This is a genomic window from Streptococcus sp. 2018WUSS126, assembly GCF_044427425.1.
In the GTDB taxonomy this organism is placed as follows: Bacteria; Bacillota; Bacilli; order Lactobacillales; family Streptococcaceae; genus Streptococcus; species Streptococcus hashimotonensis.
The window spans coordinates 11,847-35,109 of record NZ_JAOTGB010000010.1; the positions used below are offsets into that span (position 1 = coordinate 11,847).

22 protein-coding genes and 1 other RNA gene are annotated in these 23,263 nt (G+C 41.2%); 4 read left to right on the forward strand and 19 right to left on the reverse strand.

Features of this window, described 5'->3' with window-relative positions; translation table 11 throughout:
* Positions 1 to 29 precede the first annotated feature (29 nt).
* From rsmB to ODU34_RS04975, 6 genes are all read right to left on the reverse strand, one after another.
* Positions 30 to 1,343 carry a 16S rRNA (cytosine(967)-C(5))-methyltransferase RsmB gene (gene rsmB / locus ODU34_RS04950; protein ID WP_105178508.1) on the reverse strand — a complete coding sequence of 438 codons (1,314 nt, stop codon included), beginning with the start codon at positions 1,341 to 1,343 and terminating at the stop codon, positions 30 to 32.
* Positions 1,330 to 2,268 carry a methionyl-tRNA formyltransferase gene (gene fmt, locus ODU34_RS04955; protein ID WP_105178507.1) on the reverse strand — a complete coding sequence of 313 codons (939 nt, stop codon included), beginning with the start codon at positions 2,266 to 2,268 and terminating at the stop codon, positions 1,330 to 1,332. Before fmt ends, rsmB begins: the two co-directional genes overlap by 14 nt.
* A gap of 131 nt (positions 2,269 to 2,399) precedes the next feature.
* Positions 2,400 to 4,790: a primosomal protein N' gene (locus ODU34_RS04960; protein ID WP_105178506.1), complete on the reverse strand. Its 2,391-nt coding sequence runs from the start codon at positions 4,788 to 4,790 to the stop codon at positions 2,400 to 2,402.
* Positions 4,791 to 4,978: 188 nt separating this feature from the next.
* Positions 4,979 to 5,293 carry a DNA-directed RNA polymerase subunit omega gene (gene rpoZ / locus ODU34_RS04965; RefSeq protein WP_004194153.1) on the reverse strand — a complete coding sequence of 105 codons (315 nt, stop codon included), beginning with the start codon at positions 5,291 to 5,293 and terminating at the stop codon, positions 4,979 to 4,981.
* 23 nt (positions 5,294 to 5,316) lie between these two features.
* Entirely contained in the window at positions 5,317 to 5,943 is a 627-nt protein-coding gene (gene gmk / locus ODU34_RS04970) for a guanylate kinase (RefSeq protein WP_004194155.1), read from the reverse strand.
* A 160-nt stretch (positions 5,944 to 6,103) separates the two neighbouring features.
* A complete protein-coding gene (locus ODU34_RS04975; protein ID WP_105178505.1) occupies positions 6,104 to 7,717 on the reverse strand; it encodes a ribonuclease Y in 1,614 nt (537 codons plus the stop codon).
* Between the two features lie 129 nt (positions 7,718 to 7,846).
* Between ODU34_RS04975 and ODU34_RS04980 the strand changes: the two genes are divergently transcribed.
* On the forward strand, positions 7,847 to 8,329 hold the full coding sequence (locus tag ODU34_RS04980) for an S-ribosylhomocysteine lyase (RefSeq protein WP_004194159.1): 483 nt from the start codon (positions 7,847 to 7,849) through the stop codon (positions 8,327 to 8,329).
* Between the two features lie 219 nt (positions 8,330 to 8,548).
* On the opposite strand, the gene ODU34_RS04985 is transcribed toward ODU34_RS04980, so the two are convergent.
* From ODU34_RS04985 to ODU34_RS05005, 5 genes are all read right to left on the reverse strand, one after another.
* Positions 8,549 to 9,991 carry a cell division site-positioning protein MapZ family protein gene (locus ODU34_RS04985; RefSeq protein WP_105178504.1) on the reverse strand — a complete coding sequence of 481 codons (1,443 nt, stop codon included), beginning with the start codon at positions 9,989 to 9,991 and terminating at the stop codon, positions 8,549 to 8,551.
* A gap of 9 nt (positions 9,992 to 10,000) precedes the next feature.
* Complete coding sequence (locus ODU34_RS04990) at positions 10,001 to 11,167, reverse strand: class I SAM-dependent RNA methyltransferase (RefSeq protein ID WP_029172045.1); 1,167 nt, start codon at positions 11,165 to 11,167, stop codon at positions 10,001 to 10,003.
* Positions 11,168 to 11,220: 53 nt separating this feature from the next.
* Positions 11,221 to 11,585: RNase P RNA component class B (gene rnpB, locus ODU34_RS04995), an RNA gene on the reverse strand.
* A 138-nt stretch (positions 11,586 to 11,723) separates the two neighbouring features.
* Positions 11,724 to 12,059, reverse strand: a complete 336-nt coding sequence (gpsB, locus tag ODU34_RS05000) for a cell division regulator GpsB (RefSeq protein ID WP_398578389.1) — start codon at positions 12,057 to 12,059, stop codon at positions 11,724 to 11,726.
* A 70-nt stretch (positions 12,060 to 12,129) separates the two neighbouring features.
* A complete protein-coding gene (locus ODU34_RS05005; protein WP_024406404.1) occupies positions 12,130 to 12,669 on the reverse strand; it encodes a DUF1273 domain-containing protein in 540 nt (179 codons plus the stop codon).
* A gap of 65 nt (positions 12,670 to 12,734) precedes the next feature.
* Between ODU34_RS05005 and recU the strand changes: the two genes are divergently transcribed.
* Genes recU through rsmG form a run of 3 tightly spaced genes read left to right on the forward strand, consistent with a single transcriptional unit; the run spans position 12,735 to position 16,279 of the window.
* Positions 12,735 to 13,352, forward strand: coding sequence for a Holliday junction resolvase RecU (recU, locus tag ODU34_RS05010; RefSeq protein WP_024384089.1), 618 nt, complete (start codon positions 12,735 to 12,737; stop codon positions 13,350 to 13,352).
* Complete coding sequence (gene pbp1a / locus ODU34_RS05015) at positions 13,333 to 15,507, forward strand: penicillin-binding protein PBP1A (protein ID WP_238145815.1); 2,175 nt, start codon at positions 13,333 to 13,335, stop codon at positions 15,505 to 15,507. The genes recU and pbp1a overlap by 20 nt, the downstream gene beginning before the upstream one ends.
* A 58-nt stretch (positions 15,508 to 15,565) precedes the next feature.
* Positions 15,566 to 16,279, forward strand: coding sequence for a 16S rRNA (guanine(527)-N(7))-methyltransferase RsmG (gene rsmG / locus ODU34_RS05020; protein ID WP_004195222.1), 714 nt, complete (start codon positions 15,566 to 15,568; stop codon positions 16,277 to 16,279).
* Positions 16,280 to 16,320: 41 nt separating this feature from the next.
* Here the strand turns inward: rsmG and ODU34_RS05025 are convergent, their stop codons facing one another.
* The 8 genes from ODU34_RS05025 to ODU34_RS05060 all read right to left on the reverse strand — a co-directional run bounded on the left by ODU34_RS05025 (position 16,321) and on the right by ODU34_RS05060 (position 23,212).
* Positions 16,321 to 16,524 (reverse strand): cold-shock protein, encoded by a 204-nt coding sequence (locus ODU34_RS05025; RefSeq protein ID WP_004195223.1) that lies wholly within the window; start codon positions 16,522 to 16,524, stop codon positions 16,321 to 16,323.
* A 159-nt stretch (positions 16,525 to 16,683) separates the two neighbouring features.
* Positions 16,684 to 17,517 (reverse strand): energy-coupling factor transporter transmembrane protein EcfT, encoded by an 834-nt coding sequence (locus ODU34_RS05030; protein ID WP_105178502.1) that lies wholly within the window; start codon positions 17,515 to 17,517, stop codon positions 16,684 to 16,686.
* Positions 17,514 to 19,187, reverse strand: coding sequence for an ABC transporter ATP-binding protein (locus tag ODU34_RS05035; protein ID WP_105178501.1), 1,674 nt, complete (start codon positions 19,185 to 19,187; stop codon positions 17,514 to 17,516). Before ODU34_RS05035 ends, ODU34_RS05030 begins: the two co-directional genes overlap by 4 nt.
* 106 nt (positions 19,188 to 19,293) lie before the next feature.
* The gene (locus ODU34_RS05040) at positions 19,294 to 19,458 is read right to left on the reverse strand and encodes a VOC family protein (protein ID WP_238145811.1); all 165 of its coding nucleotides are present in this window, start codon (positions 19,456 to 19,458) and stop codon (positions 19,294 to 19,296) included.
* 119 nt (positions 19,459 to 19,577) lie between these two features.
* Entirely contained in the window at positions 19,578 to 20,561 is a 984-nt protein-coding gene (locus ODU34_RS05045; protein WP_023369456.1) for a rhodanese-related sulfurtransferase, read from the reverse strand.
* 210 nt (positions 20,562 to 20,771) lie between these two features.
* The gene (locus tag ODU34_RS05050; protein WP_105178500.1) at positions 20,772 to 21,692 is read right to left on the reverse strand and encodes a hypothetical protein; all 921 of its coding nucleotides are present in this window, start codon (positions 21,690 to 21,692) and stop codon (positions 20,772 to 20,774) included.
* Between the two features lie 105 nt (positions 21,693 to 21,797).
* Positions 21,798 to 22,343 carry an ECF-type riboflavin transporter substrate-binding protein gene (locus tag ODU34_RS05055; protein ID WP_105178499.1) on the reverse strand — a complete coding sequence of 182 codons (546 nt, stop codon included), beginning with the start codon at positions 22,341 to 22,343 and terminating at the stop codon, positions 21,798 to 21,800.
* A 20-nt stretch (positions 22,344 to 22,363) separates the two neighbouring features.
* Positions 22,364 to 23,212, reverse strand: a complete 849-nt coding sequence (locus tag ODU34_RS05060) for an S-adenosyl-l-methionine hydroxide adenosyltransferase family protein (protein WP_004194192.1) — start codon at positions 23,210 to 23,212, stop codon at positions 22,364 to 22,366.
* Positions 23,213 to 23,263 lie beyond the last annotated feature (51 nt).

The window sequence follows — 23,263 nt, forward strand, 5'->3', positions numbered from 1 at the left end:
TCGTTGCTAAGCAACTTCCTCCTCTTATTCTAGGATTTTCGTCTAAGTTGACCGATGAAAAATCCATCTGTCTTATACTGTTCAGGGGTTATCAACAAGCAGCCATCCACCATAATATCTGTTTGAGGGTGTTCTAGTGTCACCTGCTCAAAATTGGGATGGTTTTGCAGAAATTCTTGAATAACCTCTTGGTTTTCCTTAGCAATAATCGTACATGTGCTATAGGTTATTATACCACCAATTTTCAAGCTTTGGCAAACACTGTCCAGTATCTGTAACTGGATAGTCTTTAAAGAATCAAAGTCCATCGATGCCTTGTTATAACGAATATCTGGCTTACGGCGGATGAGTCCAATACCTGAACAAGGGGCGTCTACCAATATCTTATCAAAGGTATCAGGGCCAAATGTTTCATGAACACGACTGGCGTCCAGACGTTTGGTCTCAATCTTATCTTCTAGACCTAAACGAAGTGCGTTTTCTTCAATCAGGTTTAGTTTATGATCATATAAATCCAACGCATAAACTTTTCCATCCGTAAGATAGCTTGCCATATGACAGGTCTTTCCACCCGGAGCTGCACAGGCATCCAAGATGATTTCATCTCCTTGAATATCCAAAGTCGGAGCTACCAATTGACTGGTTTCGTCTTGAATAGTGATAAGCCCTTCCCTGAAATAATCTGTCCCCGCAAAGTGTCCATGAGATTTAACCAATCCAACTGGTGATAACTGCGAGTGTTGGGCGCCTAGCTCCTCTGCCAATCGCTCCACTTGTTGACTATCCGTCACGCGTACGCTGGCCTTATTCCGATCATGTAAGCTTTGGAAAATCTTCTCTGCACGTTCATCGCCATATTCTGCAATCAGGGTTTGGACCAACCAAACTGGCACAGAATACTGAACGGATAGACGTTTGTTCTTTCTTTTAATATCTGCTGGTTTCGGCAACGAATCCTGACTAAGCTTACGCAAAATAGCATTGACAAATTTGTCAGTTCCAGGCTTTCGCTTGGCAATATTAACTGCCTCATTGACAACTGCGTGGGGGGGCAATTTGTCCAAATATACCAACTGGTAGAGGCTCAACATGAGGAGATAGTAGACCCAAGTGTCCAACTTTTCTCTATCTTCGATAAAATGTGCCAAATACCACTCTAGGGTAATTTTACGAGAAACCGTCCCATAAACCAACTCGGTCGCCAAGCCCTTGTCCTGTGCTGATAAACGAGAAGATTCTAGAGCCTTATTGAGAGCGATGTTCGAGTAAGCTCCTTGATCAAAGACTTGTTCCAATACAGATAAGGCTAGACTTCTTGCTGTTTCATGTTTATTGATCACCAAATTGATCTCCTACTGCAATATCTCGACCTGCACCATTTAAAAAGTCTGCAATGGTCATTTTTGGCTTACCAGCTGGCTGGACTGTTTTCAGAGAAAGGGCTCCCTGACCTGTCGCAATGATCAATTCTTTCTTGCTTCGAGCAACAACCCGACCAACTGGTCCTTCACCTTCTGCTTCTACAGCTTCTTGAATTTTAAACCGTTCCCCTTGCCAATAGGTGTGGGCAACGGGCCACGGGTACATACCGCGAATGTGATTAAATAGTTGACGAGCTGTCTTATTCCAATCCAGTACCTCTTCTTCTGGCTGGATATTTGGTGAGAAGGTTACCTGTTCTGGATTTTGAGCGACTGGTTTCAAGTCACCAGCAATATAGGCTGGTAAGGTTTGTAATAATAAATCCCGACCAACAACAGCCAACTTTTCAAACAAGGTGCCGACATTGTCACTTTCTTCAATAGCAATGCTATCGCTGGAAATCATGTCACCGGCATCCATTTCCTTGACCATTTCCATAATGGTTACGCCGGCACGCTCATCACCGTTAATCAAAGCGTAATGGATAGGAGCACCGCCACGGTATTTAGGAAGAAGAGAAGCGTGAACATTGACCGCAAAGTCAACTGAGTTCAATAATTTGGTTGGTAGGAATTGCCCAAAAGCTGCCGTCACAATCCCGTCTGCTCCTAAATTCATCAGCTCATCCATTTCTTGACTCCCAGATAGCTTCTCTGGTTGAAAGACTGGTAAATTGTATTCCAAGGCTACTTCTTTCACAGGTGTCATTTGGATGACTTTTTTTCGTCCAACAGCTCGGTCTGGCTGGGTTACAACTGCCATTATGTTATAATTTCCATCAGCTAAGAGCCCTCTTAAGACCGTCGCTGAAAACGCTGGCGTTCCCATAAAAATCAACTTTGTCATATTCGTGTTCTCATCTCCTTTTCATTTTCTGATTCATATCAATTATACTATCCCCTAATTATATCATTTTTGCTTATTTTTTCCTTAATCAAAGGTTCTTAAAACAAAAAAATGCAAGGTCAATAGTGACCTCACATCATATTCTGCGGTTCATTGTCAATAATCAGCCGCAAATCTTGATTTTCTCTCTCCTGTGTCCAATCCAAAATCTGGTTCAAGACCTCTTCCAAACGGTCTTCATGCCGGTATTTCAAGATGATCTGGTAGTGGTAGAGATTATGGGTTCTGGCAATGGGCTTGGGTGTCGGTCCCAAGATTTGAATCGCATCTGTTAAGTGTTGACGGAGAAAGGCTACAGTTTCATAGGCTTTTTTCACGACAAATTCTTCCGACTTGTGCGAAAAGGTTAGACCAACCGTAAAATAGTAAGGCGGATAACCAAGATTTTTCCGAATGCCCATCTCATAACGATAGAAACCTTCATAATCCTGCTCTTTGGCAAAAGCAATAGCATAATGATTGGGGTTGTAGGTCTGAATCAGGACCTCCCCTTCCTTATCAGCTCGACCAGCCCGACCTGCTACCTGAGTTAGCAACTGGAAGGTCCGCTCAGAAGACCGAAAATCAGGCAAATTGAGGGCCGTATCAGCATTGAGCACCCCAACCAGCGTCACATTTGGAAAATCCAAGCCCTTGGCAATCATCTGGGTTCCCAGAAGAATATCCGCTTCGCCTCGACCAAACCGTTCGAGCAAGTCCTCATGAGCACCTTTTTTCTTGGTAGTATCCACATCCATACGCAAAATTCTAGCCTCTGGCAAGAGCTCCTGCAATTCATCGTAGGCCTTTTGCGTACCCGTCCCATAATAACGAATAGAACGACTTTGGCAGTTTGGACAGGTCTGAGGAATCCCCTTTTGAAAACCACAATAGTGGCAATTCATCGTTTTTGTGTCCATGTGGAGCGTCAGGGAAATATCACAGTTGGGACACTGGTCAACACTCCCACAATCACGACACATGACAAAAGAAGAATAACCACGCCGATTCAACATAAGAACGACCTGTTCCTTACGAGCCAGCTTTTCTCTAATCTTATCAATCAGAACAGGGGTAAAATTACTAGCCTCCTGCTGACCGATATAATCACGGAAATCCACAACTTCCACTTCTGGAATACGAGCCAAGGGATTGGCCCTCTGGTTAAGAGTCAGTCTTCCATAGACTCCTCGACTAGCCCGAGCTCGTGTTTCAAGACTCGGCGTAGCAGACCCCAAGACCAGGGTCGCTCGATTATAGTCTGCCCGCAACTTTGCCACATCACGCGCATGATAGCGTGGATTGCTGTCCTGCTTGTAGGTCGCCTCATGCTCCTCATCAATGATGATAACACCCAAATTTGTCAAAGGAGCGAAGATAGCTGATCGAGCCCCGACAACCACCTGGGCATTTCCAGCCTCAATCTTTCTCCACTCGTCATACTTCTCTCCATCAGACAAACCCGAGTGAAGAATCGCGACCTGCTGACCAAAACGAGAAATAAAACGATTGGTCATCTGAGGGGTCAAGGAAATCTCAGGTACTAGCATAATAGCCGTTTTCCCCATCTTCAAGACCCGATCAATGACCTGGAGATAGACTTCCGTCTTCCCAGAACCAGTCACTCCTTGCAGTAGAAATGTCTGGCTTTCCTGACCGATAGAGGCCACAATCTCACGAACCGCAATCGCCTGCTCTGGATTCAAATCCAAGGCCTGCGTTTTTTCCACCTTATCAAAAACTCCCTGAGTCCGCGACACTTCCTCTTCCCAGACTTCTATATAGCCTTTTTCTTGGAAATAGCGGAGCGTATCAGCTGAATAGTCCGATTTTAGGTTTGAAAGGAGCTGGTCTTCAGAATGTTCCAGAAGAAATTCCCTTAACTGCTGCCGTTTCTTGGCCCGATTGCTGATGTCTGCTTCTCGTAATTTCTCCAGATAAACACGGTACCATTTTTCCGTCTTGATTTGCTTCTTATCCTTGGCCACATAGTCTACCAAGATTTTCCCTGACTGGGCTAGACGCATGATTTTCCCTTGCTCTGTCACGTCCAAGTCAGAAAAACGAATCTGCTCCTTATCACCGAATAAGCTGAGCTGCTCTGCCATTTCCAAGCCAAGCCCTGGACGGAGCAATTTGTCATAGGTCGAATTGAGCAAGCTGGGCAGCATGGATTTTAAGAGGGTAATTTTATAGGAGAAGACAGACTTCCTCATCTGGTCCGCCAACCAAAATTGCTCTTGATTGAGAACAGGACTATAGTCCAAAACCTCGGCAAGCTCTTTCAAGTCTTGTAAGTTATTTTCATCATCTTCATCAATCAGGTCAACCACAATCCCTTGAATCAGCCGATTTCCCTTACCAAAGGGTACATGGACACGCACGCCAACCATGAGCCCCTCTTCCAACTCAGCTGGAACGCGATAGGAATAAGCTTGATCTGTCTGCATCAAAGGGACGTCTACAATAATCTGTGCTAACATACCATCTCCATTTATTTTACCTTCTAATACCACGACTGATGCGAACAAGGTTCACTTTATGTATAAACTCCAACTATTGGAGCAAATATTAAAAGATAAACTAAATGACCTAGCTCCTTTCTGTCAAAACTTTCATCATTCCGAAAGTGAAAAGAAACCCGGATGGCAATCCCAACCGAGTCTTGTTTCTAAATCTTTTCGCCTTCTTCTTTTTCTTTAGCAATTTGAGCTTTGATTTTACGCTCTTCTTCTTCTGCCAAACGTTTAGCCTCTTCGGCACGGCGACGAACAGCCTCACGTTTCGCTTCTGGGTCTGGGTGGATGACTACATTACCTGATTCAATTTCTTCCAAGGCGCGTAGGGTGGATTTCACTGAGGTAAATTCTTGAGTTGGTTTGGCACCTGCTTCCAATTCATGGGCACGCTTAGCCTCAAGAATAACCAAAGAATACTTAGATGGTACCTTATCCAACAAGGTATCAATTGACGGCTTCAACATCATAATGTGATTCTCTCTTCTTTCTTTTATCGTTCTGCTATCTGTTCACGAATCATTTCATCGTAGCGACCAATCACTCGGTCTACACGGAAATGTTCTGCTTCGATAATACGCTTGACACGCTCAGCAGCCAACGGGACTTCATCGTTCACAACTGCATAATCATACTCACGCATCAAGGCGATCTCTTCCTTGGCACGTTCGATACGTTGAGCAATAACTTCCTCACTATCCGTTCCGCGACCAATCAAGCGATCTTGCAACTCCTCCAAGTCAGGTGGTGTCAAGAAAATGAACACCCCATCTGGAACCTTTTTCTTCACTTGGAGGGCACCCTGTACTTCAATTTCTAAAAAGACATCAATTCCCTTATCAAGAGTTTCATTGACATAGGTCAGAGGTGTTCCATAGTAATTTCCAACGTACTCTGCATATTCCAACATTTGACCCTGGCGAATCAAATCTTCAAATTCCTCACGACTACGGAAGAAATAGTCAACTCCATCAACTTCTCCCGGTCTCTGTGGACGTGTCGTCATGGATACAGAATATTCAAATTTATTATCAGAGCTTTCAAAAATTTCCTTTCGAACTGTTCCTTTTCCAACACCAGATGGGCCAGAAAAGACAATGAGTAAGCCTCGCTCTTTCATGATATCTCCTTTTAAATCTTTCATTCTAGTGTAACAAAATTTAGCATGAATTTCAACTGCTTTTAAATACGATTAGAATATTTCCTATTCCTATTTTCTATTCCCAACCCTAAACGAACTTTGAGCCAGTAGAAAAAGAGCCCTTCGGACTCTTCTACATTTACTTAGCAACATCTGTTGCTCTTGTTTCACGGATAACTGTGATTTTGATATTTCCTGGATAATCCAGATTATTTTCAATTTTCTCACGAACATCATGGGCCAAGATGGTAATCTGATCATCAGTGACCTTGTTAGGATGAACGATAATCCGAATTTCACGACCAGCCTGAATAGCATAGGATTGTTTAATCCCTTCAAAACTGTTGGCGATTTCTTCCAAGTCTTGCAGACGTTTGATGTAGGCTTCCATAGATTCACGACGCGAACCTGGACGAGCAGCGCTCAGAGCATCTGCCGCAGCCACAATGACTGCGATAGTACTTGTCGCTTCTACATCGCCATGGTGACTAGCAATCGCATTGATAACAATTGGATTCTCTTTATATTTCTTAGCCAATTCTGTACCAATTTCAACGTGGCTTCCATCCACCTCACGGTCAATAGCTTTACCAACGTCATGTAGGAAACCAGCTCGACGTGCCAAATTCACATTCTCGCCCAATTCAGCAGCAAGTACACCTGCTAATTTAGCAACTTCGATTGAGTGGCGAAGAACATTTTGTCCATAAGAGGTACGGAAATGCAAACGTCCCATGATTTTAATCAAGTCTGGATGAAGGTTTGGTGCCCCAACTTCATAAGCAGCAGCTTCCCCATACTCACGAATACGGTTATCCATCTCTACACGGTGTTTCTCAACCAACTCCTCAATACGAGCTGGATGAATACGACCATCTTGAAGCAAGGTCTCCATGGTCATACGGGCAATCTCACGGCGAATCGGATCAAAACCTGATAGAACAACCACTTCCGGCGTATCATCAATGATAACATCGATACCTGTGAGACTTTCAAAGGTACGAATATTTCGACCCTCACGTCCAATAATCCGTCCCTTCATCGCATCATCCGGTAAATGAACCGATGTAATCGTCTGCTCAGCCACATATTCACCTGATATGCGTTGCATCGCTTGGGCTAACAAGTCCTTTGCCATCTTGTCAGAACGTTCTTTTACTTCACGCTCTGCTTCCTTGATACGAATCGCAATTTCATGCGTCAATTTATCACGTGTATCGGTAAGGATGATTTCCTTCGCCTCTTCTTGACTGAGGGCCGCCACTCGTTCTAACTCCAAAGCTTTTTGTTCTTCGAGTTTTACAACTTCTTGTTCACGCTCATCAATGTGCTTAGCTTTATCGGTCAGACTTTGTTCCTTTTGTTCCAAAGTCTTTTCCTTGTTGGTCAAATTATCGTCTTTGCGGTCCAAGCTGGTTGCCCGCTCTGTCAAGCGTGATTCGATTTGCTTCAACTCTTGACGTTCTGACTTAAATTCTTCTGCAATTTCTTCTCGGTACTTACGAGCTTCTTCCTTAGCTTCCAAGAGTAATTCTTTTTTCAAGGTCTGGCGATCGCGCTCAGCTGTTTTTAGAATAACCTCAGCCTGCTCTTCTGCTCGACCACGAACATTACTAGCTTCTTGTTCTGCGTTTAAAAGTGTCAATTCTGCAGTTTCTTTTGCAGATTTCATCTTCAAAGAAATGGCAAAGTAACCTAATACTAAACCAATGAGAGCAGAAACAAGTGTCACTACTACTGTAATGATATCCATATTTCTACCTCTTTTTTTATAATTCGATTTTCACAAAATCTGTATCTATTTTATCATATTTGAAACGATTTCACAATTCCAAATTGTCAAATATGGTATAATAAATTCATCACTTATTTGGAGGAAAACATGAAAAAAGAAGTCACTGTCGAAAGCTTCGAGCTAGACCACACTATTGTAAAAGCACCTTACATCCGCTTAATTTCTGAAGAAGTCGGACCCAAAGGAGACATTATTACAAACTTTGATATTCGCCTTATCCAACCCAACGAAAATGCAATGGATACAGCTGGTCTACATACCATCGAGCATCTATTAGCTAAACTAATTCGCCAGCGCATCGACGGGCTAATCGACTGCTCTCCTTTCGGGTGTCGGACAGGTTTCCACATGATTATGTGGGGAAAACAAGACTCTGAAAAGATTGCTCAAGTCATTAAGTCGAGTTTGGAAGAAATTGCAGAAGGTATCACTTGGGAGGACGTTCCTGGGACAACCATTGAATCATGCGGTAACTACAAAGACCACAGCCTTCATTCAGCTAAAGAATGGGCCAAACTAATCCTTTCTCAAGGAATCTCTACCGACGCCTTTGAAAGAAAACCAATCTAACAAAAAAGCGGATAAACCGCTCAGAACGTAGACAAACTCCTAAAAATATAAAAAATTGAAGAAGTTTGCGAAAGATAGCAAGTCATTAAACTCTTAGAAACATTGATATTTCGGCGTTTCTGAGAGTTTTTTATTTTCAACATAAAGAAAAAAAGATTGAAGAAAATTGTCCAAAATGGACTTTTTCTTCAATCCGAAGCGGGTAAACCGCTTTTTTGTTTAATAATCCAAGGCATCAGAATGACCAGCACCATTACCGACAAAGTAACCTGTCTTACAATTTATAGAGAACAAGTAGGTCCCATCTGGTTTAAACATATTGTAGTAGCCATTGCCGTTGATAATATTGACTTTTTCCAATATATATTGATTGCCTGTTATATACCCACGTTGTTGCGAGATCGTCACAATATTTTCAAGAATACCTGGATTGAAATTCCATGCTTCATTGTTTACATCATCAATCATTGCTTGATTATAAGGAACACGACTGCGGTCACGTTGCAAGACGACACCAGCTGGCACGGCAACACCAAAGTCGGTTGTTGAGCCTGAAACCGTTGTTGAAGCGACTTCTGTTGTCGCTGGTACACCAGTAGATACAGTTTGGTTGCTTGTGACTGCAGCCTCACTTGCTACCGTAGCCGAAGCGACTTCCTGTTGTGAACGACCAAAATTCACGACCGATGCCAATAGACTGTCAACCGCACTAATCCCTGTCGTTGTCGCAGAAAGAGATTCTCCTGATTTAACCGTCGCCGTTGTATCAATTTCACCATTAACAACGACTTCTTTATCAAACTGACCATTAATGGCCTGAATGGCTGCAATGGCTTTTTCAAGATGATCATACTGTTCTTTAGCTTTGGTATAACTGTCCGAATTCTTATCCAATTTTTCCAACAGCACTTTCAGTTCTGCTAATTTACCAAACTCTGAATTTTTTAGCTTGGTCAAACTACTATCCGTAAAGAAACTATTATAGAGCTGTTCAAAAGCGGTCACATTCGCATCTGTCGAACTTGATGCTGTCGATGATGTCTGGCTTGTACTTGTTGAACTTGAAGAAGTCGCAGTATTCGATTTGTTAACCGAATTCATCCAAACCAGCGCCGTCGCCATTACACCAATCATTGAAAGCCCTACTGCTGACCAGAAGTAAAATTTCTTTTTCTGGTCCCTATCTGCGCCCTCACTATGGTCCAAGTCTTCGGCTTCATCTTCTTCCAATTCTAAACTAGAATCATCTGCCACTGAAGATAACCCCTCCATTGCTACAGTACTTGCAATCACTGTTTCTTCCAAGGTTTCCATCGGAGTTACCGAAAGTTCTTCTACAATAGGAGCAATCTCCTCACTAACTTCCGTAAGAGAAGACTCATTTGCTTCTACCTCTTCCGCGCTTTCGTGTCCTTGATTTTTTTCCTCATCAGCCACCTCAACTAAAGGAAGATGATTGATTTTGGTTTCAAATTTTTGAGATTCAATTTCTGCGCGATGTTGCTTGATATAACGATCCAAGAGACCATCATCTTCTGTCACACCCGCTTCAATTTCCTTATGTTTTTTGACTGCTTCTTCGATTGTTAAATCTTTCGCCACTTCAAAATCTAAAACTTTCTCCTCATCCAAAGGAAGATGATGACTATTTTTTTCTCCCACGATGTCCTCCTATCCTTGCACTTCTTGCACTTGACGTTTCACTCGTTGACCAAAAAATTGATAAAGATCCACTTTTAGGGTACCATTATACAGTTTGCGCTTCTTATCCGCTTGCTGTCCAAAACGGGTTTCAAACAACTCATCACTAGTTAGAATAAACTTAGACCATGTTTTGAGTGGTTCAAAAGTCTGCCCCATTTCTCGATACAGAGTAACAATGGCTTCATCATCCAACAAACGTTCTCCGTAAGGTGGATTAGAAATAATGACACCATTAATTTTATCTGTACGCAAGTCTTGCACACGCATTTGCTTGAAAACAATATCCTGCTCAACTCCTGCCGCAAATGCATTCTTCTTCGCAATTTCAATCATACGAGCATCAATATCTGATCCAGCAATATCTAATACCAAATCTGCCTTGATAGAAGCTTGTGCTTCTTTGCGTAATGCAGCCACCAATTGATCCTCAACCCACGGCCATTCCTCAAATGCAAAACTTCTCTTCAAACCTGGGGCTATATTTTTGGCCAACATAGCTGCCTCAATACAGAAAGTTCCCGATCCGCAAGTAGGGTCAATAAGCGGTTTATCTGGATACCAATTCGATAATTGCAAAATAGCAGCTGCCATATTTTCTTTGATTGGAGCGCCACCTTTTTCCACCCGATAACCACGTTTAAACAAACTAGAACCTGTCGTATCAATCATGACTGTCGCCACATCTTTCAAAATCGACACTTCAATTTTAAACTCTGCCCCCACCTCTTGCAAGGGAACCCCTTCGGGACGAGAGAAGTGTTTCTGCAGTTTCTTAACAACTGCTTTCTTAGAAATAGCCTGCACACTTGGTTCATTATGCAATTTCGATTTGACACATTTAGCCTTGGAAATAGGGAACTTGCAGCCTAGAGGCAAGTAATTTTCCCAGTCCAAGTTAAAAACTCCTTGGAACAACTCTTCAAAAGTCTTTGCTGGAAATTGTCCAACAATGATTTTAATTCTATCAGCTGAACGCAGCCAGATATTGGTTTCGATAATGGATTTTACATCTCCTTGGAATCGAACACGGCCATTTTCCACTTGACATTCATAGCCAAGATTACGAATTTCTCGACCCACAACCGCTTCCAGACCTGCTGCTGCCGTTGCAATCAACTCAAATTGTTTTTTCATTTTTTTCCTCTACAATAAAAGCTAGCAGAGCTAGCTACCTATTTTATGCAATTTTCTGTAAGCCATGTTTTGTTCCGGTGGTACTAGGTTCTACCACCTTCGATAACCATCTGTCTACTGTCTAAACAGTCAGGATTTCTGTTCATTTCCATCCATCCCATGCCCCGACCAAAGTTTGGGTTGCTAGCTTGAGGGGTTTACCGCGTTCCATTTTTTACGTTTCCATAAAAACTTCGTCACTGTGGCACTTTCAGATCTACTCTGGCATATCAAAAGACTTAGCCATTTTAACCGCCGTAACGCCCAAGGGCGTCCCTAGGCTTATTGATTCGCCTAGCACAAACACTACTGGCATCTCAGCCAGTGCTAGCATGGACTTTCCTCATGGTAGAAAACTACCACGCGATTATCCAAAAATTGCACCTTAATTATCTTAGAAGTTGTATCTACAAAGCAAGCCACTTTAAATCAAGGAATATCTCTGACACAAATACAGAATATATTTGTGCACAAGAAAATAACTGCGAATAAAGTGTCAGTTTAGGTGTACAATTTTCTATTCTTGATCCTGAACGATTTGTTTTCCAAATACTTCTTTCTCCAGACGATTCAGACGGCAGAGAATATCAAAGTTTGTCGCTGAAGATGGACGTTCTGTACGCAATACGTCGTTTGATTCTTCAGTAGGAAGAGTTGTTTTGGGAGAATTTGCTGCCTGCGCTTTCAATCGAGCAATTTCGCCTTTTAATTCCTTGATAATCGCTTCATAAGCATCGTAGTCTTTCATAATATCATCAAGAAAATCGTTCACTTCATCTTGATCATAGCCACGAAAACCAATTTTAAAATCTTGCTCGAAAATATCTTTTGTCGTAAATTTAATACTTGCCATCTCTCTCTCCCTAATCTAAAACGTCACTACTCCTATTATATTAAAAAAAATAGGGAAAAATCAAGTCAAATCACTCAGAATTTGAAAAATTTTCCGCCTCCTCATTCAATTCTTCAAAGGTAAGCGTTTTTCTATTATATCCTTCTTTCTTTAAGACCATGTGATATAAATATTTCAAATTGGTTTCATTTTCAGAATCGTAAAACAAATAACAACCTGTCGTATTATCCAGTAGAAACTGGTTATAGTCTCTAAATTGCCCTGGGTTTTCATAGCGTGGATAGGCATACTTTACAAAATCAACCTGCTTAAACCGTGCTAACTTTGCTTGGTTAGCCTCATTCCACTGTTCGCCATGATTTTCAAATGGAAATATTGTTGCAATACTCAGTTGATACCCCTCGGCTCGTAAATCTTCCAAGACTTCTAAGGCCCAGTATTCAAAGCCCAATTGACCTGTCAGTATGAACCAACTAACACCCTCTTCTAAAAAACGAATAAAATTCCTACGAATTGCAGATTTAATAATGTGCAGTCGAGGATCTTTTTCTGAAAAAATTCCCAGGTCTGTATGTCTATAACCTGTTACCAAAAGGCTCTTAGTATCCATTTCTTGTACTCTTTTCGCTAATTATGGTATAATATGCTGATATTATTTTATCAAGAAGGAGTTCTATGGTCAATTATCCTCATAAGGTGTCAAAAAAAATCAATAGAACCAGTCCTGTTTCATCCCAGCGAGTAAACTTTGCTAATCGCGGAATGTCTTTTGAGGCCGCTATCAACGATAGCAATCAATATTACCTTGCGCACGATATTGCTGTCATTCACAAGAAGCCAACTCCCGTGCAAATTGTAAAAGTTGATTACCCCAAACGGAGCCGTGCTAAGATTGTCGAGGCATACTTTCGACAGGCATCTACCACAGACTACTCTGGGGTTTTTAAAAGACATTATATTGATTTTGAAGCGAAAGAGACACGCCAAAAAGCATCCATGCCCATGAAAAATTTTCATGCGCATCAGATCGAACACATGAAACAGGTTGTAAAACAAGGTGGCATTTGTTTTGTCCTTCTTCACTTTTCAACATTAAAAGAAACCTATCTCTTGCCAGCCACTCATTTGATCGAATTTTATCAAGTAGACATGGGTAGTAAGTCGATGCCTCTGACCTTTATTCGACAATACGGCTTTGAGATTCAAATGGGGCGTTTCCCCAGCATCCCATATCTGGAAATCGTTGAAAAAAATCTATTAGGTGGTGAATCTTTTGAAAACTACAACAATTAAAAAAGCTCTTCTAATCACTGCAAATATTTTACTTGCGGGGGCTATCATTGCCTGCCTGGCCGGAGCTGCATTGGTTGTTTACTACATCCAAAGCGCTCCAGAATTGACAGAAGAATCTTTGACAGCAACTGTGTCAAGTAAAATTTACGATAAGAACGGAAATCTTATTGCAGATTTAGGAGCAGAAAAACGTTCGAGTGCCAAGACTGAAGAAATTCCAACAGACTTGGTAAATGCGATTGTCGCAATCGAAGACCAACGCTTCTTCAATCATAGAGGGGTTGACGTTATTCGTATTGCAGGTTCCCTGATTAATAACCTGAGTGGGGGACATTTGCAGGGTGGCTCGACACTTGACCAGCAGTTTATCAAGCTGACTTATTTCTCGACATCCGTAGAAGATCAAAATCTAAAACGGAAAATTCAAGAGGCTTGGCTGGCTACTCAATTGGAACGTCGCAATACCAAACAAGAGATTTTGACCTACTACATTAACAAGGTGTATATGTCAAATGGTAATTACGGTATGAAGACTGCTGCTCTTGCTTTTTATGGAAAAGAGTTAAAAGATTTGACTCTTCCCCAATTAGCTCTTTTAGCAGGAATGCCCCAAGCGCCAAACCAATATGATCCTTATACCAATCCAGAAGATGCAAAAGCACGTCGCGATTTGGTATTGGCTGAGATGCTGGAAGAAAAGTACATTGATAATACCCAGTATGAACAAGCTGTTCTAACACCTGTAACAGATGGTTTACAACCACTATCTAATGCAGCTGCTTATCCTGCTTATATGGACAACTATCTGAAACAAGTCGTTGAAGAAGTTGAAGCAAAAACAGGTTACAACTTGCTGACAACAGGGATGGATGTCTATACGAATGTCGATCCTGCCGCCCAGCAGCAACTTTGGAATATCTACAATACAGATATGTATGTCAGCTATCCAGATGATTTATTACAGGTAGCTTCAACGGTTGTGGATGTTTCTAATGGTAAAGTCGTTGCGCAATTAGGTGGTCGTAAACAAGAAACAAACGTCTCATTTGGTACCAACCAAGCCGTTGAAACCAACCGCGACTTTGGTTCTACAATGAAGCCAATCACAGACTATGCTCCTGCTTTTGAAAACGGCATTTATACATCTACAGCAGATTTAATCTTGGACGGTCCTTATAACTATCCTGGTACACCAACTCCTGTCAATAACTGGGATAAACAATACTATGGTAATATCTCTGTGAAGACTGCTATTCAGTATTCTCGAAATGTTACAGCCGTTAAAGCATTGGAAGCTACAGGCTTAGAAAATGCCTTGAAATTTTTGAATAGCGTTGGTATCAATTATCCAGATATTCATTACTCTAATGCTATTTCAAGTAATACATCCGATACTAGCAGTAAGTATGGAGCAAGTAGTGAAAAAATGGCTGCTGCCTACGCTGCTTTTGCCAATGGTGGTACTTACTACGCTCCACAGTATGTCAATAAAATTGTCTTTAGTGATGGAACAGTAACAGAATATGCTCCTAAAGGGACCAAAGTCATGTCTGCCGAAACAGCCTACATGATGACCGATATGATGAAGGCTGTTATGTCTTACGGTTATGGATTAAACGCTTCTGTTAGTGGAGTTCCTATGGCCGGTAAAACAGGTACATCAAACTATACCGATAGCGAAACGGATACTATTCTAGCTTCAATTCCAGAAGCAAATTATAGCTACATGGTCGTTCCTGATGAAAACTTTGTTGGATATTCTAGTCAGTATGCAATGGCTGTTTGGACCGGATATACCAATCGTATGACTCCTATCCTTGATAACAGCATACGAATTGCGACGGATGTCTACCACAATATGATGCTCTTTATGCATTCGGACTATACAGCTACCGATTGGGAGATGCCAAGCGGACTCGTACGTTACGGTTCCAACTACTATCTCAGAGGTAGTCGCTCACTCTCCAATGCTTATAATACTTACACTAGCTCTAGTACAAGTTCTTCTAGTTCGACTGAAACTAGTGAAACAACCGAAGCGACGACAACATCAAGCGAAACAGCATCTGGAACTTCAACCGAGACTGCAACTTCTTCAACTGAAACTGCAACAACAGGAAACAATCCTGCGACGGGACAGACAGATGGTCAATAAGAAAATTCCCAGACTCTTCTGGGTTTTTCTTTTGCTTAAATTATGATAAGATAAGATTATGAAACCTGAAGTATTTTATAAAACCTTGGCAGACCAAGGTATTCAATTAACTGACCAACAAAAACACCAATTTCATCGCTATTTCCAATTATTGGTGGAATGGAATGAAAAAATCAATCTGACAGCTATTACCGAGGAAAGCGAAGTCTATCTGAAGCATTTCTACGATTCTATCGCTCCAATCCTGCAAGGCCATATTCAGAACGAACCTCTTCGGCTTTTAGATATTGGAGCTGGAGCTGGATTTCCTAGCCTACCTATGAAGATTATCTTTCCGCAACTAGATGTTACCATCATTGATTCTCTTAATAAACGAATTAACTTTTTACATTTGCTTGCCGAAGAACTAGAGCTCGAAGGTGTTCATTTCTATCATGGTCGTGCAGAAGACTTTGCACAAGATAAGAACTTTCGTGCACAATTTGACCTTGTCACAGCACGCGCAGTTGCCCGCATGCAGATTCTTTCTGAATTGACTATTCCTTATTTGAAGCTCAACGGAAAATTAATCGCACTCAAGGCGTCCAGCGCAGAAGATGAATTGACCCAGGCAAAAAATGCACTCAATCTCCTCTTCGCAAAAGTCATCGAAAACCACGACTATACTCTTCCAAATGGCGACCCTCGAACATTGACCATCGTCGAAAAGAAAAAGGAAACTCCAAATAAGTTTCCACGCAAAGCTGGTATGCCAAATAAAAGACCCCTTTAAACATAAGAAAAGCGAGTTTCACTGAGAAACCCGCTCTTTTATTATCCAATTTTTGTAATATTAGTTGCTTGAAGACCACGTTGGCCTTGCTCCACTTCAAATGTCACTTTTTGACCATCTTCCAAAGATTTAAAACCATTAGACTGAATTTCAGAAAAGTGTGCAAATACATCTGGACCGTTTTCTTGAGCAATAAAACCAAATCCCTTTTCTGCATTAAACCATTTAACTGTACCTTGTACCATTTGTGTTACCTCTTTTTATTTATTTGTAAAACTTATCAAGAGGAAAAACAAAAGATGAAACTGATACTTAAACTCTAAATTTATTTACATTCTCTACTGTAACAGTATATTTCCTATATGTCAACGATAAAGGGTTAATCGGCCCAATAAACTCAATAATCATCGCCACGGATTATAGAATCGACCCTGATTAACAAAAAATAGATAGATTGTCACGACTACTAGAGCAAGAATAAATAGCAAGACAGCGTAATCTATTCTCTGTAGAGGCTGTTGGGTATACCATGTTCTTTTTTTATTCTTTCCAAAACGCCGCAATTCCATAGCCGTTGAAATCGTATCAATCCTCTCCAAGGAGCTGAAAATCAGAGGAATGACAAGGGATAGATTCCCTTTTATACGCTCCATCAATTTTCCTTTCCTGGACAATTCCAAACCACGCGCTTCTTGAGACAGTCGAATCGTATAAAACTCTTCTTGAATATCTGGAATATAGCGCATGGTCAAACTGACTGCGTAAGCAACTTTGTAGGATACCCCAATTTGATTCAAGCTGGAAGCAAACTGGCTAGGATGAGTGGTCATGAGAAAGATAATCGCTAAAGGAACTGTACAAAAATACTTCAAGAGAAGATTCACCAGATAAAATGCTTGCTGACTCGTCAAGGAATAAACTCCCAGACCTGATAGCAAGGGAGTGTCTGCTCCGTAAAGTTCCACTCCATACCGTGGTGCAAACAAGTGAACCATCAGGGCATTCATTGCAGCAAAAATGATCGTCAGAATTAAAACAAGAGAGATTTCTTTATAACGAATCCCTGACATTTTGAACAAGGCTAGAGAAAATACTGCGATAAAAAGAGTCAAGCGGGTATCGTAAGTAATCATAGCAAGAATGGAAACTATGAGAAAAAAGAGTAATTTACTGACAGCCGATAAACTATGAATCAAGCCAGTTCCTGGATGGTAACCAATTAGTTTTTGTTGACTCATCTTCTTCTCCTTTCTTCCTGCATATAAAACGTCGTTAATTCTAAGGGATTAACTCCCACCCTCTCCGCCAAGTGAAAAATTGATGTTTCTTTTAAATTGGCTCGCTCAATCACCGTATCATCAGATAAAATTTCTGCTGGACTGGCATCTTCAATAATCTGCCCATCCACCACAACAACAGCTCTATCTGAATAATCTAGCATGAGTTGCATGTCATGGGTAATCATGACAATGGTGTGCCCTTGGGCATTTAATTGATCCAAAAACTCCATCATTTCCCGATAATGTCGTTGATCTTGTCCTGCTGTTGGCTCATCTAGCAAAATAATTTCTGGATTGAGAACCAAGATAGATGCTATTGTTACCCGTTTTTTCTGCCCATAGGAAAGTGCCGAAATCGGCCAATTACGAAACGGATACAGGCCACATACTTTCAAGATATGGTGAACTCGGTGTTCAATTTCTTCTTCTGTCACCCCTCGCATGCGCAAACCAAGAGCAACCTCATCAAAGATCATCGTTTGGCTAATCATTTGGTTGGAATTCTGAAGAACATAACCAATCCGTTCTGCTCGCTCTTTAACAGAATCTTCTTTGATTGACTGTCCCTTCCAGAGAATCTCACCCTCACCCTGAATAAAACCACAAAGCACCTTGGCTAAAGTAGATTTCCCAGCACCATTTTTTCCAACAATAGCTAGACGTTCCCCCTTATGAATCGTCAGTTGAATGTCTGTAAGAACTTGTTTGTTAGGATAGGAAAAATGAAGATGCTTGACTTCTAACAAAGCCTCTTTCTCTCCATTTTCAAAGTGTAGAGTCGGTAGGGACGCTATATTCAAAGCCTCAATATCAATTTCCCAAACTGAGGAGAGGTGTTCTGCCTGCGCAATCGGATATCCTAAGGCGCGAAGAGTCGATAGATATAAGGGTTCACGGATACCATTTTCCTGTAACAATGAAGTACGTAATAAATCATCAGGTCCTCCATTGAACAAAATCCGACCGTCATTAATCAATACAACTCGGTCCACCTGACGATACAGTACATCCTCTAAACGGTGTTCGATAATAATGGTTGTAGTCCCTTCTTGCTTGTGCAGACGGTCAATCAAATCAATCGTATCTTGGCCCGATTTGGGATCTAAATTAGCAAGTGGCTCATCAAACAACAAAATAGGACTCTCATCAATAAGAACCCCGCCCAGACTGACACGTTGCTTTTGACCTCCAGATAAATCTTGTGGTCGATGTGCCAGCAAATCGGTCAAAGACAGTCTTTCTGCCCAATCTCCTACTTTTTGCTTCATCACCACCTGGCTTTCCATGTCGTTTTCCAAGGCAAATGCTAGGTCCTCGGCAACTGATAAGCCAATGAATTGACCATCTGTATCTTGAAGAACCGTTGATACGAGCAAGGACTTATCATAAACCGAAAGATTAAAAGCTTCCTGACCATCCAATAGTAAACTTCCACTATGTTCTTCCTTGTAAATATTGGGAATAATACCATTAAGACATTGTCCAATCGTCGACTTTCCTGAACCAGATGGGCCAATAATCAGAACTTTCTCTCCCTGATAAATCGTTAACTGAATATCTTTTAAAGTGGGTTCCTGTTGCGCTTGGTATCTAAATGTAAAATCTTTAAACTCAATGATTTTTTTCATAGGACTATTATAGCGTAAATTGACTCTGAAAAAAAGGAAGAATCATCAGTTTCTCCCTTTTCAAATACGTTCATCTATGATTCTAGAGCAGATGGATTCTAACTTATTACATCACACTCACATTAAAATGATGCCCATCAAGGTCCGTAAAACTTGCTCCATAAAAGCCATGGGCATCTGTCGAGCGATCTGTAATTGGTCCACCATTTACTTCAACACGCTCGATAAGTCTATCCACTTCTTCCCTACTCGCCACATTAAGCGAAATCAAGACTTCATCTCCTTCTCTTTTCTAATTGATAGGCTTCGTATAGAATGGACTGAAAAAATATAAAGAATTCTGATTGCACAAAAAAATTGCACTGATTTTTCAATGCAATTTTGGTATTACTAAGCATTTGCTGGAGTCAGAGTTTCCCCAATCGCTTCCAAGCGTTCTGCCCATTCTTGACGAGTCAAGCCGTTTTCAGAAATGTAACGGTTGCGCTCATGAGCACGGCATTCAGCTGAACAGCCGCGAACATACTTGTGCTCATTCTCTTCTGATGTCAAAATACGACGATTACAGAATGGATTGCCACAGTTGACATAGCGCTCACATGGTGTGCCATCGAACCAGTCCTTACCAACGACAACTGGGTTAACATGGTTAACATCGACCGCGATACGCTCGTCAAAGACATACATCTTACCATCCCACAATTCGCCACGAACTTCTGGGTCTTTACCATAGGTTGCGATACCACCGTGGAGCTGACCGACATCCTTGTAGCCTTCACGAACCATCCAGCCTGAGAATTTCTCACAGCGAACACCACCAGTACAGTAAACAACTACGCGCTTGTCCATGAATTTCTCTTTGTTATCACGAACCCATTGTGGCAATTCACGGAAGTTGCGGATGTCTGGGCGGATAGCACCACGGAAATGCCCAAGGTCGTACTCGTAGTCATTACGTGTATCCAAAACAACTGTATCTTCGTCCAAGAGAGCTTCTTTGAACTCTTTTGGTGACAAGTAGGCACCTGTTGTTACAAGTGGGTCAATATCGTTGTCAAAGTCGTTGTCTTCCAAACCAAGGTGAACAATTTCTTTTTTATAACGAACAAACATTTTCTTGAAAGCTTGCTCATTTTCTTCATCAATCTTAAACCACAAATCGCTGAACAATGGGTTTGCATGAACGTAGTCCATGTACTTTTGAGTTGTTTCATAGTCACCAGAAACAGTACCGTTGATTCCCTCATCAGCAATCAAAATACGTCCTTTGAGTCCGATAGACTTACAGAAAGCTAGATGCTCCGCAGCATAGGCTTCCGCATTTTCAATTGGGACATATTTATAATAAAGTAATACACGAATGTCTTTTGACATGATTTCTCCTTCTCAATCTTTGCAATAGATGATAAAACTCTGTCATTTCTAATAAATGATACCTTACGATTATATCGTTTAGCCCCTCAAAAGACAAAAATCTGAACTGAAAATTTAGAACCTCTATTCGCAGGTTCAGTGCTTATATGTAAAAAATACGGTAACATGGATGACATGCTACCGCATTTATTGAAGGTTCACTATAACTTCTTAGTCGTCTAATTCTATTTTCAGCTGTCGGAGTTTTTCCAAGGTATCATGTCCGATAAGTTGGTCCACTTTTCGCTTATGGCGTCTAGCAATATTTTCCTTCCATTTATCTTCAATAGGATTATGTGGCTTCTCGATTTTCCTTTGCTCTTTGATTTCTCTTGCCTCCTGCCACTCCACTCCTTTAATAACTTCTTCCCAATAGCTGGCAATGGCAGAGTAAAGATAGAGTTGGACCTTATTCAACCAGTGTCCCAAAAAAGTTTGCGGAGCACTTTCCTCCACTAGCCGATAGGTCCTTTGGATTTCAATAAGTTGACTTTGATATTTTTCCCACTGGAGCATAGCTTTACTCGGCTTTTTTCGATAAAGTTGACGCTGTTTGATTAGAGCTATATACGGTGCAACAAAACGACTCGTCCGTATCTTGATAAAATTTCTGGAGGGGCGAATGGCCACCAGCATGCCTGAGGCCAATAGGCGTTCAACCTCCCTTGCCTGATGATCTGGAAAACGGTAATGGACTTGCCACCCCTCTTCTTCAACCACTAAGCGAATCTGCATCCTACCATTTTGCCAACTCGCCTCCACCTCTTGCTTTTCATCCCATAACTTTTGAAAAAAGAGAAGAAGGTAGTAGCCTTGTTTACTAAGTTCATACCAGCTGTTCGTGTGGTAAAGGTAGGTCCGAATCGCTCCTTTCATATAAAATTCGCCATGGAAATCATAAAAAGTTGGCTGTTTATATGTAGATTGTGATGGGTGGTTACTAACTCGGAAAACCTTATAATAATAACTATTCCAAAGAATGCATCCATAAATTGATTTCGTCGTTTTCGATTGATAAAGACTTAAAACTTCCTCGTCAGGATTGAGTATAGAATGAATAATCGGTCCCAACTTTTCTTCTGTCCAGACCATACTTCTCCCCTTGAACACATGTTTTTGTTTGTTTTATATTATTATATCATATATGTATTTTTTGTATTGAAAAACCCTAGAATTTTTTCTAGGGAAAATAAAAACTTAATCTTTAGACAAGCTACCTGTCTTCGTTTGAGATTTTGCGTAAACAGCCAAAAGGAGTGTCCCTGCAATAGCAACTGTAATACTGTTTACAATACCTGCTACAAGTCCCTGTGCAAAGACCTTATTCGCCGCCTCACTATAGATAAGAATATCTAAAACTGGGGCAATGACTCCCCAAGCAATGAGGTTAGCTACTACTTGAAAAATATTGAAAGCAAAAATATCTTTTCCGTCAAAAATTCCTTCTTGAATACGCAGACGTTTTTTGGTAAGACCAACAACCAAACCAAAGACCCCTGATGCCAAAATCCATGACCACCATGGACCGTAAGTCAACGAATCCTTAAGCGTGTGACCAATGAAACCGACCAAGAAGCCAACCACAGGACCAAATACAACTGCCAATAGCGATTGAACAGCGTATTGAAGCTGGATAGAAGTATTTGGGACAAAGGTTGGAATACTAATCAGCAAACCAATAACCACAAAGAGGGCTGCGCCGATACCAGTAGCAACGACTGTTTTGATTGAATTATTTTTCATAACTATCTCCTAAAATTTCTTTAATTACTAATACGTTTGATTTCAATATGCCAGTTTTGACCTACACCGACATTATAAGCCTTGGCAAATGAGCCCTGATTAATCGCAACACCTACACGATAGAGGGAATTGATATAAATCAATGGCTGTCCGATACGTACATCCGCAAAGGACTTGCCATAGGTTACTTGGTTTTGATACACAAGCATGTCGTTATTGTATATGGTCACTTCAAAGCGATCTTCAAACTGCGGTTGTAAGGTGTAAAATTCTTCCCTCGTAATCGAGGTCCAAAGCGAGCCGAATCGAACATCTAGAATATCAATTGCGCCTTTTACATAGTCTGAACCAACTTCCGTTGGAACTGTTGGAATTTCCACAATCTTATCCACGCTTAATTCTGGACCAACTTCTTCAAAGCTAATGTGTCCAGAAGCCAATTTAGCTCCCGTATAGGCATAAACATCTCGACCATGGAAGGTGTACGAATGCTCTGTATTGGCACGGCGATTGGCCACCTCTGAAATTTCTCGAACCGCCTTTATCCCCACATACTTTTTGATGAAGGATAGCGTCCCATTATCTGGCGTTACAATATAGTGATTTTGTTCGGTCAAAGCTACTACACTCTTACGTTTTGAACCAACTCCTGGGTCAACAACCGAAACAAATGTTGTCCCCTCCGGCCAGTATTCGACCGTTTGAAAGAGGCGATATGAACCCTCAAAGATATTGTACGGAGTAATATCATGTGTTAGATGGTGAACAACTAAATCTCTCGATTCTTGGAGAGCAACACCAATCATCGCTGAAACTGCACCATCAACTAAACCAAAATCTGATTGTAAAACAAGTAAATTATTTGACATACATTCTCCTAATCTTATTACCGTTCTATGATAACAGAAAACTCGTGACCA